The 17,318-nt window shown below is 66.7% G+C and carries 17 protein-coding genes and 1 pseudogene; 10 read left to right on the top strand and 8 right to left on the bottom strand.

All coding sequences use genetic code 11. From position 1 onward, the window contains the following. The coding region (locus VML93_RS13285) for an NAD(P)/FAD-dependent oxidoreductase (protein WP_325611231.1) at positions 1 to 1,051 on the top strand (1,051 nt) is incomplete at its 5' end. Here the strand turns inward: VML93_RS13285 and VML93_RS13290 are convergent. The 4 genes from VML93_RS13290 to VML93_RS13305 all read right to left on the bottom strand — a co-directional run bounded on the left by VML93_RS13290 (position 1,048) and on the right by VML93_RS13305 (position 4,008). Next, complete coding sequence (locus tag VML93_RS13290) at positions 1,048 to 1,611, bottom strand: YbhB/YbcL family Raf kinase inhibitor-like protein (protein ID WP_325611232.1); 564 nt, start codon at positions 1,609 to 1,611, stop codon at positions 1,048 to 1,050. The two genes, VML93_RS13285 and VML93_RS13290, sit on opposite strands and share 4 nt — an antisense overlap. 51 nt (positions 1,612 to 1,662) lie before the next feature. After that, a complete protein-coding gene (locus VML93_RS13295; protein WP_325611234.1) occupies positions 1,663 to 2,109 on the bottom strand; it encodes an SRPBCC family protein in 447 nt (148 codons plus the stop codon). Between the two features lie 43 nt (positions 2,110 to 2,152). Continuing rightward, positions 2,153 to 3,157, bottom strand: a complete 1,005-nt coding sequence (locus tag VML93_RS13300; protein WP_325611235.1) for a zinc-binding dehydrogenase — start codon at positions 3,155 to 3,157, stop codon at positions 2,153 to 2,155. A gap of 116 nt (positions 3,158 to 3,273) precedes the next feature. Further along, the gene (locus tag VML93_RS13305; RefSeq protein ID WP_325611237.1) at positions 3,274 to 4,008 is read right to left on the bottom strand and encodes a hypothetical protein; all 735 of its coding nucleotides are present in this window, start codon (positions 4,006 to 4,008) and stop codon (positions 3,274 to 3,276) included. Positions 4,009 to 4,055: 47 nt separating this feature from the next. Between VML93_RS13305 and VML93_RS13310 the strand changes: the two are divergent. Further along, positions 4,056 to 4,785 (top strand): annotated as a pseudogene (locus VML93_RS13310) (MBL fold metallo-hydrolase). Here the strand turns inward: VML93_RS13310 and VML93_RS13315 are convergent. After that, entirely contained in the window at positions 4,760 to 5,128 is a 369-nt protein-coding gene (locus VML93_RS13315; RefSeq protein ID WP_325611239.1) for a hypothetical protein, read from the bottom strand. The pseudogene VML93_RS13310 and the gene VML93_RS13315 sit on opposite strands and share 26 nt — an antisense overlap. A gap of 139 nt (positions 5,129 to 5,267) precedes the next feature. Here VML93_RS13315 and aceA point away from each other — a divergent pair, with 139 nt between their 5' ends. The 3 genes from aceA to VML93_RS13330 all read left to right on the top strand — a co-directional run bounded on the left by aceA (position 5,268) and on the right by VML93_RS13330 (position 9,273). Then, positions 5,268 to 7,556 (top strand): isocitrate lyase ICL2, encoded by a 2,289-nt coding sequence (gene aceA, locus VML93_RS13320; protein WP_325611240.1) that lies wholly within the window; start codon positions 5,268 to 5,270, stop codon positions 7,554 to 7,556. 177 nt (positions 7,557 to 7,733) lie between these two features. Beyond that, positions 7,734 to 7,970, top strand: coding sequence for a hypothetical protein (locus VML93_RS13325; protein WP_325611242.1), 237 nt, complete (start codon positions 7,734 to 7,736; stop codon positions 7,968 to 7,970). A 139-nt stretch (positions 7,971 to 8,109) separates the two neighbouring features. After that, the gene (locus VML93_RS13330) at positions 8,110 to 9,273 is read left to right on the top strand and encodes an LLM class flavin-dependent oxidoreductase (RefSeq protein WP_325611244.1); all 1,164 of its coding nucleotides are present in this window, start codon (positions 8,110 to 8,112) and stop codon (positions 9,271 to 9,273) included. Between the two features lie 4 nt (positions 9,274 to 9,277). On the opposite strand, the gene VML93_RS13335 is transcribed toward VML93_RS13330, so the two are convergent. Next, on the bottom strand, positions 9,278 to 10,840 hold the full coding sequence (locus tag VML93_RS13335; protein ID WP_325611245.1) for an FAD-dependent monooxygenase: 1,563 nt from the start codon (positions 10,838 to 10,840) through the stop codon (positions 9,278 to 9,280). A 25-nt stretch (positions 10,841 to 10,865) separates the two neighbouring features. On the opposite strand from VML93_RS13335, the gene VML93_RS13340 reads away from it, so the two are divergent. Beyond that, a complete protein-coding gene (locus VML93_RS13340) occupies positions 10,866 to 11,378 on the top strand; it encodes a hypothetical protein (protein ID WP_325611247.1) in 513 nt (170 codons plus the stop codon). 35 nt (positions 11,379 to 11,413) lie between these two features. On the opposite strand, the gene VML93_RS13345 is transcribed toward VML93_RS13340, so the two are convergent. Then, the gene (locus VML93_RS13345; protein ID WP_325611249.1) at positions 11,414 to 11,872 is read right to left on the bottom strand and encodes an SRPBCC family protein; all 459 of its coding nucleotides are present in this window, start codon (positions 11,870 to 11,872) and stop codon (positions 11,414 to 11,416) included. Between the two features lie 163 nt (positions 11,873 to 12,035). On the opposite strand from VML93_RS13345, the gene VML93_RS13350 reads away from it, so the two are divergent. Genes VML93_RS13350 through VML93_RS13365 form a run of 4 tightly spaced genes read left to right on the top strand, consistent with a single transcriptional unit; the run spans position 12,036 to position 15,827 of the window. After that, positions 12,036 to 12,788 (top strand): lysophospholipid acyltransferase family protein, encoded by a 753-nt coding sequence (locus tag VML93_RS13350; RefSeq protein WP_325611297.1) that lies wholly within the window; start codon positions 12,036 to 12,038, stop codon positions 12,786 to 12,788. A 7-nt stretch (positions 12,789 to 12,795) separates the two neighbouring features. Next, positions 12,796 to 13,368, top strand: a complete 573-nt coding sequence (locus tag VML93_RS13355; protein ID WP_325611251.1) for a TIGR03086 family metal-binding protein — start codon at positions 12,796 to 12,798, stop codon at positions 13,366 to 13,368. A gap of 56 nt (positions 13,369 to 13,424) precedes the next feature. Beyond that, entirely contained in the window at positions 13,425 to 14,708 is a 1,284-nt protein-coding gene (locus VML93_RS13360) for a serine hydrolase domain-containing protein (protein WP_325611253.1), read from the top strand. An 18-nt stretch (positions 14,709 to 14,726) separates the two neighbouring features. After that, positions 14,727 to 15,827 carry a serine hydrolase domain-containing protein gene (locus tag VML93_RS13365; protein ID WP_325611254.1) on the top strand — a complete coding sequence of 367 codons (1,101 nt, stop codon included), beginning with the start codon at positions 14,727 to 14,729 and terminating at the stop codon, positions 15,825 to 15,827. Between the two features lie 10 nt (positions 15,828 to 15,837). Here VML93_RS13365 and VML93_RS13370 read toward each other — a convergent pair whose 3' ends face one another. After that, positions 15,838 to 17,268 carry a TIGR00366 family protein gene (locus VML93_RS13370; RefSeq protein ID WP_325611256.1) on the bottom strand — a complete coding sequence of 477 codons (1,431 nt, stop codon included), beginning with the start codon at positions 17,266 to 17,268 and terminating at the stop codon, positions 15,838 to 15,840. Positions 17,269 to 17,318: the final 50 nt, after the last annotated feature.

Genomic DNA, 17,318 nt, shown 5'->3' on the forward strand with positions numbered 1-17,318 from the left:
CGACCGCTACCTGCCCGACAAGGACAAGCACGCCGTGATGCGGGGAATGCTCGCGTTTCTGGCCGTCAACTCCACCTACCGCGGACCGTATACGCCCGGCAGCGCGGCCTGCCTGGCGTTCGCCCTGGCGGTCCCCGACAACAACACCGCGATGATGACCAAGCTCAAGGGCGGCATCGGCGCCCTCACCGAACACCTGCGCGAGATGTTCGTCTCGCACGGCGGTGAGATCCGATTCCGGTGCAAGGTCGAACAGATTCTCGTCGGCAAAGTCGGCGACAAAAGCACCGTGACCGGGGTGCGGCTACGCGACGGGTCGACGATCACGGCGCCGATCGTCGTGTCCAACCTGTCGCCCGACCTCACGCTCACCGAGCTCATCGCATCCGAACACGTTCCGGCGGAATTGGTTTCGCGCGTGTCGGGTCGCGATCACCGCGCGTCGTTCGTGCAGATCCACTTCGCGCTGGACGGTCTGCCGCAATTCGCGCCGCCCTATGAGCTGTTGAACGAGGAGGGCATGCAACAGTCGGTCGGCATCTTCGGCTCTCCGGAGGAGCAACAGCTGCAGTGGGAAACCTGCCGACGGGGCCTCATCCCGGACAACCCGTCAATGGGAATGCAGATCCCGTCCGTGCACGATCCGGGGATGGCCCCGCCCGGCAAGCACGCCGCCAGTGCGTTCGCGTACGCGTTCCCCGTCGAGGTGGACCGGGATCAGCATGGGCACCTCAAAAATGAGATGGCACAACGCGTTATCGACAAGATCACCCGGTTGGCGCCCAACTTCAAAGACATCATGATCCGCCACATCACGTTCGCGCCGTATCACATGAACACGATGTTCGGCGCGCCCGCCGGCGACTTCTGCCATGGGCTGCTGCACCCGGACCTGATGGGCCCCAACCGCCCTGGGCCCAGAGGCTTTCTCGATATGCCGATTCCGATCGACGGCCTCTACCTAGGCGGCGCGGGATGCCACGGCGGCCCAGGCATCACCTTCACCCCCGGCTACAACGCGGCCTATCAGGCCCTCGACGAGATGGCCTAGCCGAACGTGCCGGTGAGCTGGGCGTGCCCGGTTGCCGCACCGGCGATCGTCTGCGCCGCCTGCGCGCCGGCCAAATGGGCGGGCAGTTTGTAGTCGTTGGGAAGCTGGTACAGCGTGAACCGGTAGTGGTGCACGCCGCTACCCCCCGGCGGGCAGGGCCCGGTGTAGGAGGCCTGGCCTTTGGAATTCGGCAGAACCTTTCCGCCGCCGGGAATCTGGCCATCCGGGGTGCTGCCCGGACCGGGCGGAATTCCGGTCACGATCCAGTGGATGTACGCGCCTCCGGGAGCGTCCGGGTCGTCGACGACCAGCGCCGCGGGCGACGGCGCCGACCACGCCAACGGCGGCGCGAGATTGGCTCCCTTGCAGCTGTATTGCACCGGGATCGGCGCGCCGTCGGCGAACGCGGGACTCGTGATGGTCAACGGTCCGGGTTCCGGCGCCGCCTCGGCCGTGGCGAGCGCACCGAAGCCGGTCAGCCCCACCAGCAATGCCGGCGCCGCGATCGACGATGCGAGCCGCCTGGGGAAGCCGACTGTGCTTGCCGTTGTGGATTTCATAGGGCGATTCTCCCTGACTTTGCCGCGAGAAGGTACCCGCGCCGGCGCGGGCTACTCGCCGCCCCTCTTTACTTGCTCGACTCGCTTGCGCAGGCCCTTGGTGGCCGTGTCCATGACACCCTTGGCCCCTTGCCTGACCAGGAATCCGGGGACCGGGATGGTCAGGTCGACCATGAGCCTGAAGTGAACCTTGGTGGAATCGCCTTGCGGGGTCAGCGTGTACCGGCCGGTCTGACCCTTTTGCGATTTGGCGCTTTCCAGCGTCCAGCTCACCCCGTCGTCGTGCACCGAGTAGACCAGGATTTGCTCATCGGTGATGCCGACGATCTTGACGAACTGCCGGGACCTGGTCGGATGACCCTCGTCATCGCGCTCCAAGACTTCGACCTTCTTGTGCGAAAAGGACCACTCGGGCAACGTTTCGATGTCGTACAGCACGTTCAGGATCTCGTCGGGAGTCGCCTCGATGACGATTTCCCGGGTCTCGATAACTGCCATTCCGCAAACATAGCCAGATTCGCGGTGCCGAAAACAATTCGGCCTACGGCACCAGCACAACCTTGCCGACGTTCTCCCGCGCGGCCAGGATCCGGTGCGCCTCGGGCGCTTCGGCGAACGGCACCGCGGCATGCACAATCGGGTCCGCGGTGCCGTCGTCGAGCGCTTTGGCCAGCGGCGTGATCCAGGGCTCGAGCGTGCCCCGGTCGTCCCACAACCGCAGCATGTTCAGGCCGATGACGGTCTTCGACTCCGAGAGCTGGTCGAGCAGGTTGAACCCGCGCAGCATCGCCAACGCCTGCGGCGCCGCGGTCCGCAGCGAGCGCTTCTCACCCTGCTGCATGTTCGAAATCCCATAGCCCACAAGCCGTCCGCCGGGACGCAGCAGAGCATAGGACCGTCGCAGCGACGTGCCGCCCAGAGCGTCGAGCACCAAATCGTACGGGTCCAGGCCCTTCCACCAGCCGTCGCGGCGGTAATCGATGGCGCGGTCCACACCCAACTCGGCCAGCTTCTGATGCTTTCCGGGTGATGCGGTGCCGTGCACTTCGGCCCCGGCAGCCTTCGCGAACTGGATCGCCGCGGTCCCCACACCGCCGGCCGCAGCATGGATCAGCACCCGCTCGCCGGCCCGCAGCGACCCGTAACCGTGCAGCGCGGCCCAGGCGGTCGCGTAGTTGACCGGGACCGCGGCGCCTTGTTCGAAGCTCACCGCGTCGGGGAGCGTCACAGAGTCAGCGGCGGCAACGTTGACGATTTCGGCGTAGCCGCCGAATCGCGTTCCGGCCAGGACGCGTTCGCCGACGCGACTGGCATCGACGCCGTCGCCGACGGCCGCGACCGTCCCGGCGACCTCATAGCCGACCACCGACGGAGGCTTCGGCGCATCCGGGTACAAACCGACGCGGGCGAGGTGGTCGGCGAAGTTCACCCCCGCGGCGCGGACCGCGATCTGCATCTGGCCGGGGCCCGGCGGCGGCGGGTCGGGCCGCTGCTGCACCTGCAAGACCGAGGGGTCGCCGTGCTTGGTGATGACCACTGCGCGCATTGTTTCTCCTTGTCGGGCGTTCGTAAGCGTACGGGTCTTCGGCCACCGCCCCTTCCGGCGGCCACCACCACGCCGTCGCCGCGACCCGAGCGCGGATCATCCGAACATGTTCCGTGTCACGCACCACCGGCGTTGCCGGCGAACCAGGCCGTGGTCACGATGCGCGTCTGGGGCGGCGGCAAGTGCGCGTCGCCGGCACCGAGCGAACCAACCTTGACCGTCCACAACGGCTTTGACTGATCGATCGCCGACAACGAACTGTGCGCGCTCTGCTCGACGAGCACGACCGGGTTCCCGGTGCCGCATCCGTAGGCTCCTACCAGGCCGTCATCGCGCCCGCCCCAGGCGCCGCCGTTGCGCAGCCGGCATTGCGTGCCGTCTTCGAGTTGCAACGCAAATGGCGCCGGGGCGGGCGTCGGCTGCACCTGCGGAAGCGGACCGGTGGTCACCCGGTGCAGCTCCTGCTTCCACGGATCGTTGAGGCACAGCAGGGATCCCGGTGGCGCGGGCCAGCACACGTCCGCGCCGGCGGCGGTGGGCGCGCACGAGTAGATGTCGGCGGCGACCGCCGCCGGCGACGCACTGCAGCCGGACACCTTGATGACGTTGCCAGGAGCCTGGGTGACGGGCGCCTCCCGGTAACCGTTGGCCGGGTGCCCGCTGGCGTCGACCGCTACCGCCGTGATGACCTGGGTGCCCTTCGACGCCGCCGGCGAGGTGGAAGGTGCGGACGCCGCGGGCCGGTCCGTCTTTTCATCGCGCACCAGCAGCCACGTCACGACCGCCGCGACGACCACGACGACGGCGGCAGCGACCGCGATGAGGATCACCCGGGAAGATCTCGACGCCATTGGCGAATCGTACTGACACGGCAGGGCCGCGCGGCTACGTTTTCTGTGTGCATTTCGACTGGGAGCAGCTGACCGGCGGCGTGCACCGCTGCCGGCTGCCGTTCTGCGACGTCACCATCGGACTGGTGCGCGGCAGCATCGGAACGCTGCTCGTCGACACCGGCACCACCCTCACCGAAGCCGCTGCGATCGATGCCGACGTCCGGCACCTCACCGGCGGCCTGGTGACGCATATTGTGTTGACGCACAAGCACTTCGACCATGTGCTGGGCTCCTCGGGCTTCGCCGGCGCCGAGGTGTACTGCGCACCCGAGGTTGCCGAATACCTGTCGTCGTGCACCGACCAGATCCGTGACGACGCGCTGAGTTACGGCGCGGACGCCGCCGAGGTTGACCGCGCGATCGCGGCCCTGCGGCCACCGCAGCACGAGATCCAGGACGCCACAATCGATCTCGGCGACCGCTCAGTGACCATCACGCATCCGGGCCGCGGCCACACCACCGCGGACCTGGTCGTGATCGCGCGCGACGCGGGCCCGGTCGTGGTGTTCACCGGCGATCTGGTCGAGGAGTCCGCCGACCCCTTCATCGACGCCGATTCCGATCTGGCGGCCTGGCCGGCGACGCTGGATCGGGTACTCGCCGGCGGCGGACCCGACGCCATCTACGTGCCCGGCCACGGCAAGGTCGTCGACGCGGAATTCGTCCGCCGTCAACGGGATTGGCTTCATCGACGCGGTTAGCCGCCGGGCTACTTTGCCGTGCATGCGGCGATGAAGGCATCCGGGTCGGTCACGCTGAGCAACAGCTTGCCCAAGGTCACCGACTTCCGCCACACCTTCGCCGTTGCCGGCGGCTCGATCGTCAGGGCCACCAAGCCATTCCGCGACCCGTTGACCAGCCAGCGCGACCCCAGTCCATGGACGCCGGTCGAGTACACCCGGTCGTTGCTCGGCTCGGCCTTCGTGATCGACGCCAACGGGATGTCGGCGGTGAACGCCCACCCCATCTTGACGTGCAGGTTGCCCGCCTCGACCCGCAACTCGCTGTTCTTGGGACCCACGCCCAAGGGCACCGAGAGGGGAAGAAACCAACGGTCAAAGCGCAATTCCGGCTGCACGGCGCTGACCTTACTCGCAGGTTTGGCAGCCTCCTGAGCCGAGCCGTTTAAGCACTTTGCTGACCGGTGATTCGCCCGTGGAGCCCGGGGATAGACTCTCTGCGTCATCGGAATCGTGCTGAAAGAGGAGCGTAGGTCCATGGCCATCATCGAATCGGACACTGAGGTCCATTCACCGTTCGAACAAGAAGTCGCCGCCACGCAGCGATACATCGACGGCGCACGCTTTGCCGGGATTATTCGCCTCTACACCGCCCGCCAAGTAGTAGAGCAGCGCGGCACCATCCCCACCGACTACACCGTGGCACGGGACGCGGCGGCGGGTTTCTATGACCGGCTGCGTGAACTGTTCGCCGAGAAGAAGAGCATCACGACGTTCGGGCCCTATTCGCCGGGCCAGGCCGTGAGCATGAAGCGGATGGGTATCGAGGGGATCTACCTCGGCGGCTGGGCAACCTCGGCCAAGGGGTCCACCACCGAAGACCCGGGACCCGACCTGGCCAGCTACCCGCTGAGCCAGGTGCCCGACGACGCCGCGGTACTGGTGCGCGCACTGCTGACCGCCGACCGCAATCAGCAGTACCTGCGGCTGCACATGAGCGAACAGCAGCGGGCCACCACCCCGGCAATCGACTTCCGGCCGTTCATCATTGCCGACGCCGACACCGGGCACGGCGGTGATCCGCACGTGCGCAACCTGGTCCGGCGCTTCGTCGAAGTGGGCGTGCCGGGATACCACATCGAGGACCAGCGTCCGGGCACCAAGAAGTGCGGCCACCAGGGTGGCAAGGTGCTGGTGCCCTCGGACGAGCAGATCAAGCGCCTCAACACCGCGCGCTTCCAGCTCGACATCATGCGGGTGCCCGGCATCATTGTCGCGCGCACCGACGCCGAGGCGGCCAACCTGATCGACAGCCGCGCCGACGAGCGGGACCAGCCGTTCCTGCTCGGAGCCACCAACCTCAAGGTTCCCGCCTACAAGGCGTGCTTCCTGGCAATGGTGCGGCGCTTCTACGAACTGGGCGTCAAGGACCTCAACGGCCATCTGCTCTACGCACTGTCCGACGGTGAGTACGTGACAGCCAACGCGTGGCTGGAGCGGCAGGGCATCATGGGTGTGATCTCCGATGCCGTCAATACCTGGCGGGAGAACGAAAAAGCTTCCGTCGACGACCTTTTCGACCAAGTCGAGTCGCGGTTCGTGGCCGCCTGGGAGGACGACGCCGGGGTGATGACCTACTCCGAGGCCGTCGCGGAGGTGCTCGAATTCGACCAGAGCGAAGGCGAGCCGGCCGACATGAGCCCCGAGGAGTGGCGTGCCTTCTCCGCACGGGCCTCGCTGTACACCGCACGGGCGAAAGCCAAGGAGTTGGGCGTAGACCCGCCATGGGACTGCGAGCTGACCAAGACCCCCGAGGGCTACTACCAGATCCGTGGCGGCATCCCGTACGCGATCGCGAAGTCGCTGGCCGCCGCGCCGTTCGCCGACATCCTTTGGATGGAGACCAAGACCGCCGACCTCGCCGATGCCCGGGAGTTCGCCGAGGCCATCCACGCCGTGTACCCGGACCAGATGCTGGCCTATAACCTCTCGCCGTCGTTCAACTGGGACACCACCGGCATGACCGACGAAGAGATGAAGCAGTTCCCCGCCGAACTCGGCAAGATGGGCTTCGTCTTCAACTTCATCACCTACGGCGGACACCAGATCGACGGCGTGGCCTCCGAGGAGTTCGCCACCAACCTGAGGCAGGACGGCATGCTGGCGCTGGCGCGCCTGCAGCGCAAGATGCGCCTGGTCGAGTCGCCCTACCGGACACCGCAAACCCTGGTCGGTGGGCCGCGCAGCGACGCGGCGCTGGCTGCCTCGTCGGGACGCACCGCGACCACCAAGTCGATGGGCAAGGGCTCGACCCAGCACCAGCACCTGGTCCAGACCGAGGTGCCCAAGAAGCTGCTGGAGGAGTGGCTGGCGCTGTGGAGCGACCACTACCAGCTCGGCGAGAAACTCCTTGTGACGCTGCGGCCCCGCCGCGCCGGCTCGGACGTCCTCGAACTCGGCATCTACGGCAGCGGTGACGAGCAACTGGCCAACGTCGTCGTCGACCCGATCAAGGACCGGCACGGCCGCAGCATCCTGCAGGTGCGCGACCAGAACACGTTCGCCGAAAAGCTGCGCCAGAAGCGGTTGATGACGCTGATCCACCTCTGGCTGGTGCACCGCTTCAAAGCCGACGCGGTGTACTACGTGACGCCGACAGAGGACAACCTCTATCAGACCGAGAAGATGAAGTCGCACGGCATCTTCAGCGAGGTCTACCCGGAGGTCGGCGAGATCATCGTCGCCGAGGTCAACCACCCGCGCATCGCCGAGCTGCTCAAGCCCGACCGCGTGGCGCTGCGGAAGTTGATCACCAAAGAGGGCTGAACACCACTACATCCCGCCTTGGGTACATCCCGCCTTGGGGCTACCGCCACGAACACGGCGGTAGCCCCAACGCGTTATTGGGCACGCGTGTGACGCAAGTCCCCCTTGTAGAAACAGTTGCATAGGCATACTGTTTACTCATCGGCAACAATCTTTGAACCACGAAGGGAGAGTGCAATGACTGGACATGGAATCAGGAAAGCAGCTGCGATGGTCGGTGGTGCCGCCGCGCTGGCTCTGACGATCGCAGTCGGCGGCGTCGCGGCAGTTGACAGCGTGACCGCGTCGGCGCCCGCGCCGGCTTCGGTCAACGGGACGCCCGCGCTCCCCAGCACCCCGCCCGCCGCAACCAACGGGACCGGCGTTCACACCGCCGTGCTCACGAACTGCGTCGTCGTCCCCGGCGGCTGCTGACCACCCACATCTGCTAGGCCATTGGGTTGCTCCCCTCAACCCAACGGCCTCGCGACGTTTGCGGCGGCTGGCCGCGATCCATCGCCAGGCGCGGCCTAGGGTTAGGGTTCTGCGCAACTCGACTGCAAGGGGAACCGTCATGGCCAAGCTCAGGTTCGGTTATTTCATCGCCCCGTTCCACCGGGCCGGCACCAACCCGACGCTCGCCTTGCAGCGCGACCTGGAGTTCGTCGAACACCTCGACGCCCTCGGGTTCGACGAAGCCTGGATCGGCGAGCATCACTCCGCCGGCAGCGAGCTCATCGCCTCGCCGGAGATCTTCATTGCCGCCGCCGCGGAACGAACCAAGTGGATCAAGCTCTGCACCGGGGTCATCTCGCTCGCCTATCACAACCCGCTCTGGGTCGCCGACCGGTTGATGATGCTGGATCACCTCACCCACGGTCGCGTGATCGGCGGGGTGGGCCCGGGCTCGCTGCCCAGCGACTCGTCGATGATTGGACTGACCCCCACCGATACCCGCGAGCTGCTGGAAACCAACCTCGACATCTTGGTCCGGCTGCTGGCGGGGGAGACGGTGAGCGCCAAGACCCCCACGCACGAGCTCATCGACGCCAAGTTGCAGCTGGCTCCCCACTCCGAAGGCGGAGTCCCGCTAGCGGTGGCCGCAGTCGCCTCGCCGACGGGCGCGCGGCTGGCCGGCAAGCACGGCATCGGCCTGCTGTCCATCGGGGCGACCCTGACCATCGAAGGCTTCAACGCGCTCCAATATCACTGGAACATCGTCGAAGAGCGCGCCGCCGCGTTCGGCACCAAGGTCGATCGCAGGAACTGGAGCCTGGTCGGTCCCTTCCATATCGCCGAAACCGAAAAGCAAGCGCGCGAAGACGTGAAGTTCGGCCTCGAACCCTGGTTCCGGTACTTCCAAAAGGTGGCCGCGTTCCCGCAAATGACCATGCCGGGCGAGCAGCTCGACGAGATGATCGACGTCATCAACGACAACGGCGCGGGCGTGATCGGCACGCCCGAGCGGGCCCGGGCACAGGTGCAGCGGATGTGGGATCAGTCCGGCGGGTTCGGCTGCATGTTGCAGATGGGCCACGAGTGGGCCAATCCGGCGGCGACCAAACGGTCGGCCGAATTGTTCGCTGCCGAAGTCATGCCGCATTTCCAGGGCCAGGCGCAGCCGACGCTGGACGCCGCCGCACGCGCCAGCGAGGCCCGTCAAGGCCTCGCGGAGTCGCAGAATCAGGCCGTCGCGCACATGACCCAGAAGTATCAGGACGAGATCGCGTCGAAATAGCGGCTCAGATGCCGAACCACCGCCTGAGTACACCTCGCAACTCGGACAGTTCGTCAGGGCCAGGCCCGTCCGCCGACGACGCCCACGCCACATAACCGTCAGGACGCACCAGGACCGCGGTCGCCGGCACATCGCCGACCGGGTGTCCGGCCGCGACGGTGAGCTGGTCGTTGATGCCGGCCACCGCGGCGGCCACCACGGAGCCCTCGGTGAGATCGATGAGCAGAGGCCGCCCGGCGCGGGCGAGTTCCGCTACCCGCGTTGTCCCGCAAGCGTTTTCGACTGCGAAGTCAGGCACCCAGCGCCCGACGAGCGGGTGCGCGTCGACGCTCGCGGCATAGCGGTTCTCCGCTCCGGACAGCAGGTCGCTGAGCCGCCGGACCATCTCGGGATCAGTGATCAACTCGGCGAACAGCTGGCGCAGGGCGGTGACTTCCGCGCCGGGCCGGACCAGGGCCAGCTGGGCACGGCTGTGCATGACGACCCGCTCGGCAGCGGGCCGGCGCTCGGCCTCATAGGTGTCCAGCACCGTCGGCTCGACGCGCCCGTTGAGGACGGCCGCCAGCTTCCAGCCCAGGTTCACCGCATCCTGCAAACCCAGATTGAGACCGGGTCCGCCCATCGGCGAATGCACATGCGCGGCGTCGCCGACCAGAATCACCCGGCCCACCTGGTACTGGGAGGCGATCCGTGAGTTGAGGCCGCGGAACCGGCGCAGATCCAACGGCTCCCCGGATGACGCGGCACGCAGCGGCACGTCCGCGCCGAGCACTCGCTTGGCGGTGGCCTCCAGTTCGGCGAGGCTCATGGGCACCTCGTCGCCGATGTCTTCATCCGGCTGTTCCCGGGCCGTGCTGTCCAATTCGAAGGCGATCACCGCCGCCCGACCGCCGAGCGCGCCCCACGCGAAAACACCATGCTCGACGCGGTGGAACTGCAGGGGCGGGACGCGGCCAAACCCGGGCACGTCGAGCCCGCCGCTGACCGGATCGATCCATTCGGCGGGCGGCAGCACGTCAAAACCCACGCAGGCGACCACGTCATACGACGACATGCCGGCGAAGTCGATGCCGGCCAGCTTGCGGGTCACGCTGGTGCCACCGTCGGCGCCGATCAGATATTTGGCCGTCAATTCGTAGGCGCCGTCGGGACCGTTGACCTGCACCGTCACGTGGTCGTCGTCCTGGTCGAAACCGCTCAGCGTGTGACCCCAGCGAATGTCCACGTCGTATTCGCCGGCCCGCTGCGCAAGCAGCTGGACGAGTCTGGGTTGCTGGATCGGGAGCATGAACAGCTGGGAATCCGGATTCAGGGCGAGGTCAAGCGCAAAGGCCGCGAACATTGCCCGCGGAGCGAGCTGGGGACGCTCAGCCGCCCTGCCGAGCGCACTGTACAGGCCGCGGTGGTCGAGGATCCGAACTCCTTGGCCGACAATGCCGTTGGCCCGTGGTTGCGGGTTGGGGCCGGACAGGGGATCCAACACCACCGGCCGGATCCCGGCCAAGCCCAGTTCGCAGGCCAGCATCAACCCGTTGGGACCGCCACCCGCGATGACAGCGTCAATCACTTAGCCCAGCTTAATAGTTTCGGATATGCGCGACAACTGGGAGTTCGCTGTGCAAAATGGAACCACCATGCGCATCGTCCGGTTACTCCCCACCGCGATCCTCGCCGTCGTCGGCTGTGCGGTCGCGACGGCTGGTCCGGCCCTGGCCGACGACAGCCTCAACGGCCACTACTTCGCCGTCGTCGATGGCTCACGTTCCAATCTGCTGAGCACGATCCTGACCTTCCAAACCACATGTGATCCCGCGGGCAACTGCACAGGCTGGGTGACGACCCCCAAAACCTGGGGCGCACCGGTAAGCAAGCCCCCGGGCGGCTCGTGGACCATCAACCGCACCGACCGCGCGGGCTGGACGTGCCCCAACGGCGGAACCGCCCCCGCGGACCTGGTCTACACGTTCGCTCCGGCGAACCTGGCCGGATCGATCATCACAACGAAAGCGGCGGGCGGATGCGGCGACCCCGCAAGGCCTACCACTACCCACTCACTGCAAGTTCAAAAGTGCGTCGACGACCCCACCAAAGGGGTTTGCCCGTGACGGCACCGAAACCCCTTGGGCCGCAAGGCTAGACGCTATCCACCCGACTCGCGTTCGGCGGCCTTCACCAACTTGCCCGCGAAGAAGCGGACCGCGCCGCCCATCCCGGCCTTTACCAGCGGACCCGTCCCGCGCACCTTTTCGACAAACGAGCCACTCCACCGGATGTCGGTGCCGCCGGCCGCATTCGGCGTAAAGACCACCTCGGCCAGGTAGTCGTCGACCGGGGCAGGTCCCACCAGCTTGTAGACGTGGCGCCGGTCCTGCTCGTACTCGACGGTCTCCTCCTGCACGAACACCGGCCACGCGCCTACCTTGCGAACAGCCCCGATGCCGCTCGGCGCCGGATCACCTTGGCGCGCCCAGCTTGAACTGATGACGATCGGCTTGGCCCACTTCGACCAGTTGGCGCCGTCAGTCTCGAGCCGGAACAACGTCGCCGCAGGCGCACTACTGGTCTTGGTGACCTCGAACGAATACTTCCGACCCGACATGCCCAACTCCCTGGTGAAATCGCTGAACAACCCTGACTAGGACTGCCGCGTACCCTACCCTTGCCCGCTGCGGCGCGTGCATACTCACCCTGTGAGTCAAGCCGACACCCTTACCGTTCCGCCCGCGCCCAGCAAAGCCGACGTCGCCTCGGCGCTGCGACTCATGGAGCCCCTACGAAAGGTGGTCAAGCCCAAGGTCTACGGCATCGAGAACGTGCCCAAGAAGCGGGCCTTGCTGGTCGGCAACCACAACACGCTGGGCATGGTCGACGCGCCGTTGCTGGCCGCCGAGTTGTGGGAGCGGGGGAGGATGGTTCGCTCCCTCGGCGACCACGCCCACTTCAAGGTGCCGGGGTGGCGAGACGCACTGACCCGGATGGGCGTGGTCGAAGGCACCCGCGAGATCACCTCGGAGTTGATGCGACGCGGCGAGCTCGTCATGGTGTTCCCCGGCGGCGGCCGCGAGGTCAACAAGCGCCGCAACGAGCAATACAAGCTGGTGTGGAAGAACCGACTCGGGTTCGCGCGCTTGGCAATTCAGCACGGCTATCCGATTGTGCCGTTCGCGTCGGTGGGGGCCGAACACGGCATCGACATCCTGCTCGACAGCGATTCCAAGCTGCTCGCGCCGGTCGGTTTCCTCGCCGGGAAGCTGCTCGGCACCCCGGACGCCCCGCCGGTGGTCCGTGGTGTCGGCCTGACGCCGGTGCCGCGTCCGGAACGGCAGTACTACTGGTTCGGCGAACCGATCCCCACCAAGGAGTTCCAAGGACAAGAAGGCGACGACACCGTGGCCCGCAAGATCCGCGAGCACACCGCCGCCGCAGTCGAGAAGGGCATCGCGTTGATGCTGGCCGAGCGCGAGGCCGACCCGAACCGCTCCCTGGTGGGAAGGCTGTTGCGGTCGGACAGCTGAGTTTCAAATGACCGCCGACGCGGGCGAGCTGCACCTGGCGGTGTGCCGGCGGTTTGGTCGTGTGGTGCTGGCGGCGGACGGGAAATGGGATCGCCGGTCCCCGTGCGCGGGCTGGCAGGCCAGGGATGTGCTCGAGCACGTGATCGGCTTTCACGACGTGCTGCTGCTGCGGCCGCTGGGGCGCAAGCCCCAACGCCCCCGTGCCGACCCGCGGCAGCGGTGGCAACTGACCTACCAGCAACTCAAGCAGGCATTGGGCGATCGAGAACTGTTCGAGCGGGTCGTTTCGGTGCCGGCGGTCGAGAAGAACCCGGCGACGCAGTTGGATGCCGGCAAGCTTCTCCCGCGCCTGACGCAGGACGTCTTGGTGCATACCTGGGACTTGGCCCGGGCGGTCGGAGCGGACGACACGCTGGACCCCGCCTGGTGCGCGGTCTTCTTGGCGCAACTGCCAACCGATCCCGACGCCCTGAAGGCGTCCGGGATGTTCGCGGCGCCCGTCGCCGTCCCCGAGGACGCAGACACTCAGTCGAGGCTGCTGGGCCGCCTCGGCCGGGACCCGTCGTGGCAAAGCAGCTGACCCCGTAAATCGTCATTCCCGTGCGCCGGGCACACTCCGGGCGCAATCATTCATCCATGGCGAACGCGTCTGTCCTCACCCCTGACAATGGCCTGCCGTCCGGCGTGCAAGGCGCCTGCGATTCACGATTCGGGGCAGCCATCAAAGCGTTCTCCGCGCTGTTCCCCGCGCGCAAGTTCGGCGGCGGGGCGCTCTCGGTGTACATCGACGGCGTCCAGGTCGTCGACGTATGGACCGGATTTGCCGATCGAGACGGCAAGGTGCCCTGGACGGCCGATACCGGCGCGATGGTGTTCTCGGCGACCAAAGGGTTGGCCGCGACGGTAATTCACCGACTGGTCGACCGCGGGCTGTTGGACTACGACGTGCCCGTCGCGGAGTACTGGCCGGAGTTCGGGTTCAACGGCAAGGCCGCGGTGACCGTCAACGACGTGTTGCGGCACCGATCCGGCCTGGCCCACCTCAAGGGGGTCGGCAAAGACGAGATCATGGATCACCTGGGGATGGAGGCACGGCTGGCCGACGCGCCACTGGACTCCCAGCACGGAAAGATGGCCTACCACGCGATCACCTACGGATGGCTGCTGTCCGGGCTGGCCCGCGCGGTGACCGGCAAAGGCATGCGTGAGCTGTTCCGCGAAGAGTTGGCCCTACCGCTCGACACCGACGGCCTGCATCTGGGCCGCCCGCCGGCCGACGCCCCGACCACCCCGGCCCAGACGCTGCTGCCGCAGACGAACTTCCCGACCCCGGTGCTCGACTTCGTCGCGCCCAAGATCGCCGGGCTGTCGTTTTCCGGCCTGCTCGGCTCGATCTACTTCCCCGGCATCTTCTCCTTGCTGCAGGGCGACATGCCGTTCCTCGACGGGGAGGTCCCGGCGGTCAACGGCGTCGTCACCGCACGTGCCCTGGCCAAGGTGTACGCCGCCATCGCCAACGGCGGTGAAATCGAGGGGACGCGGCTGCTGTCGTCGGAGTTGGTGGACGGCTTGAAGGGAAAATCGGATCTGACGCCGGACCTCAACCTCGGTATCCCGTTCACCTACCACAAGGGCTTCCAATCATCGCCGGTCCCAGGACTATTGCCCGGGTACGGACACATCGGTCTGGGCGGAACCGTCGGGTGGGCCGACCCGGACACCGGCAGCTCCCTGGCCTATGTGCACAACCGTCTGCTGACCCTGATGTTGTTCGACGTCGGGTCGTTCGCCGGTTTGGCACCGCTGTTGAGTGGCGCCATCGCGGCCGCACGCAAAGACGAGCCGCTTGAGGTACCGCACTTGGGCGCGGTGTACTCCGAGCCCGACAACCAAGAGGCGGCCTCCGGCAGCGCTTCCTGAAATACGCGGCAGCACATCGTGATACGACTGCTGCTCATTCTCGTGGTGGCGCTGCCGCTCAGTGCTTGCGGCGGCCGAACCGCGCCGCCCGCCGCCCGTACCACGACGACAACCGGGCCGGCCATCGTCGTTGACCCCGCACTCGTCGCCCGCAGCCAGGCCGTGCTGGACGCCGCCATCAAGCCCGGCGCGCCGGGCTGCTCTGCTGCGGTGGGCAGCAACGGAAAACCCTTCTGGACCGGGGCTCGCGGCGTGGCCAACCTGGCCGCCGGCGACGTGATCACACCTGACACCGTGTTCGACATCGCCTCGGTCTCAAAGCAATTCACCGCGACCGCGGCGCTGCTCTTGGTCGAGGCGGGAAAGCTGGCGCTCAATGACCCGTTGTCGCAGCACGTGCCTGATCTGGCTGCGTGGGCCGGCACCGTCACCGTCGCGCAACTCATGCACCACACCAGTGGCATCCCGGACTACACCGGACTGCTGCAAGCCCAGGGCTATCAGTACCGCGACCGCACCACCCAGGATCAGGCCCTGCACGCCCTGGCGGGCGTGTCGGAGCTGGAGTTCGCGCCGGGCAGCAAGTTCGAGTACTCCAACTCCAACTACCTGCTGCTGGGCGAGATCGTGCATCGGGTGTCGGGGCGACCGCTGCCGCAGCACCTGGATGCCGCGATCTTCCGCCCGCTCGGACTGAGCATGGTGCTGGATCCGGTCGGGCATGTTCCCGGCAAGGCCGTCTCGTATGCGAAGGTAGGCGGCCAGTACCAGGTGGCCGACTCTCCGTGGGAGCAGCTCGGTGACGGCGGCATCCAAACCACGCCAAGCCAATTGGTGCGCTGGGCGGACAACTACCGAACCGGGGCGGTGGGCGGCAAAAGGCTGCTCGACGACCAACTCGCCGGCGCGGTGGAAACCGAAGCCGGCGGCGCCGACCGCTACGGCGCCGGAATCTTTCTGATGGCGAACGGCACCCTCGATCACGACGGCGCCTGGGCCGGATTCGTCACGGAATTTCGTATCAGCGCCGACCGGACCAAGTCGCTGGCCATCAGCTGCAACACCGACAAGCAGGACGTGGCAGCCCTCGCCGACGCGCTGGCGAAATTGTGGATGTAGGCCTGCGGCGTCAGATGAAGTGCGGGGCGATGAGGACTGCACCGCCGAGGATCACGAACCCGATGAGAAACGCGATCACCGTAAAGCCCATCACCTGGCGGACATTGAGCTTCGCGATGGCCAGCAGCGGCAGCAGCCAAAACGGCTGGATCATATTCGCGACCCCCTCGCCGACCGCGACCGTCATCGAGATCAGCCCGAGGTAAGCCGGCGAGTGCTGACCGACATGCAGCGCCGAGTCGACCGCGATCGGCCCCTGCACGGCCCAGTGCCCGCCGCCCGACGGAACGAACAACGAGATGATCACGGAGCCAACGAAAGTCAGGAACGGCAGGGTGTACTGGTTGGCGCCGGTCACCAGCGCCTCGGCCAGCACCGTCTGGAGCGGCTTGCCGGCTCCGGGCCCGGACGGCAGATAACCGAGCAGACCAACCAGCCCGCCGTAGAGGGGGTACTGCAGTAACAGCGGACCACTCACCTTGGCCGCACCGGAGAATGCCCGGATAAAGCGAATCGGTGTGCGGTGCAGCAGCGCGCTCGTCACGGTGAACAGCATGATCATCGAGGAGATGTTGAGCGCAAAGTGGCTCAGCACGAAATACGAGATGCCGGCGGCGAATACCAGCACATTGAGGATCCATAGGTTTTCCAGCCATTCGGCAAACGTGCGCTTCGCACCGGGATCGCGCTCCGATGTGTCTGCTGCCTCGTCGTCGTCCTCGAAGACCGCGGGATCAGGCTCGAGGCCCTCTGCCGGCGCCATCCGCCAGATCGCCAGCGCAAGCACGGCAAGCACCACGATCACCGATATCCAGCTGTAGGGCTGGAAGATCGTCAGCGAAAGCGGCACGTTCATGCCGGTTACCTTGTGTATCACGTTGATTGGGCTGCTCGCGTCGGTGTTCGCGAGCGCGATCGACGAGGACAAGCCCTGCGTCCAGAGGATGAAGCCCATGAACGCGGCGGCGATCAGGTAGCCGAAATGCGCACTGCCGCCGAGGCGTTTCGCGACCTGGCGGGCGACCAGAGCGCCGGCTACCAGTCCGAGTCCCCAGTTGAGCAAGGACAACAGCGCGCTGACGCCGAAACACAGCAGAGCTCCTTGAACCTGGTTCTTCGGCTTGCTCGCGATACGGATGATGGCCCGCTTGAGGATGGGTGCCTCGGCGAGCGTGTAGCCGGTCACCAGGATCAGCACCATCTGGAAGGCGAACGTGAAGATGTTCTGCTGTCCCCACACTCCGCCGTACCACGCCTTGAGCATGCCCGACGCCGACGCGTCTTTGACCAGCAGCGCGACCAGCCCGGCCACGACCAGGGTGAGGATGACCGCGAACAAGTAGGGGTCGGGCATCAAGCGTTCGACGTAGCGCACACACAGCGCGGTGAGATGCTGCATCAAGCCGCGTCGTTTGAGTTCTCGGTCCTGTTCTGCCGTCATCGACCTACCTCTGATTTCGTTGCCCGGGTCGCGAGAAGTGAGCCGGCCGG

This window comes from Mycobacterium sp. (assembly GCF_035499775.1).
In the GTDB taxonomy this organism is placed as follows: Bacteria; Actinomycetota; Actinomycetes; order Mycobacteriales; family Mycobacteriaceae; genus Mycobacterium.

Bases quoted from the DNA above. Each gene is read 5' to 3' on its own strand.
- VML93_RS13290 (WP_325611232.1), bottom strand. From the start codon at position 1,611: ATGAAATCCACAACGGCAAGCACAGTCGGCTTCCCCAGGCGGCTCGCA.
- VML93_RS13295 (WP_325611234.1), bottom strand. From the start codon at position 2,109: ATGGCAGTTATCGAGACCCGGGAAATCGTCATCGAGGCGACTCCCGAC.
- VML93_RS13300 (WP_325611235.1), bottom strand. From the start codon at position 3,157: ATGCGCGCAGTGGTCATCACCAAGCACGGCGACCCCTCGGTCTTGCAG.
- VML93_RS13305 (WP_325611237.1), bottom strand. From the start codon at position 4,008: ATGGCGTCGAGATCTTCCCGGGTGATCCTCATCGCGGTCGCTGCCGCC.
- aceA (WP_325611240.1), top strand. From the start codon at position 5,268: ATGGCCATCATCGAATCGGACACTGAGGTCCATTCACCGTTCGAACAA.
- VML93_RS13325 (WP_325611242.1), top strand. From the start codon at position 7,734: ATGACTGGACATGGAATCAGGAAAGCAGCTGCGATGGTCGGTGGTGCC.
- VML93_RS13330 (WP_325611244.1), top strand. From the start codon at position 8,110: ATGGCCAAGCTCAGGTTCGGTTATTTCATCGCCCCGTTCCACCGGGCC.
- VML93_RS13340 (WP_325611247.1), top strand. From the start codon at position 10,866: ATGCGCGACAACTGGGAGTTCGCTGTGCAAAATGGAACCACCATGCGC.
- VML93_RS13345 (WP_325611249.1), bottom strand. From the start codon at position 11,872: ATGTCGGGTCGGAAGTATTCGTTCGAGGTCACCAAGACCAGTAGTGCG.
- VML93_RS13350 (WP_325611297.1), top strand. From the start codon at position 12,036: ATGGAGCCCCTACGAAAGGTGGTCAAGCCCAAGGTCTACGGCATCGAG.
- VML93_RS13355 (WP_325611251.1), top strand. From the start codon at position 12,796: ATGACCGCCGACGCGGGCGAGCTGCACCTGGCGGTGTGCCGGCGGTTT.
- VML93_RS13360 (WP_325611253.1), top strand. From the start codon at position 13,425: ATGGCGAACGCGTCTGTCCTCACCCCTGACAATGGCCTGCCGTCCGGC.
- VML93_RS13370 (WP_325611256.1), bottom strand. From the start codon at position 17,268: ATGACGGCAGAACAGGACCGAGAACTCAAACGACGCGGCTTGATGCAG.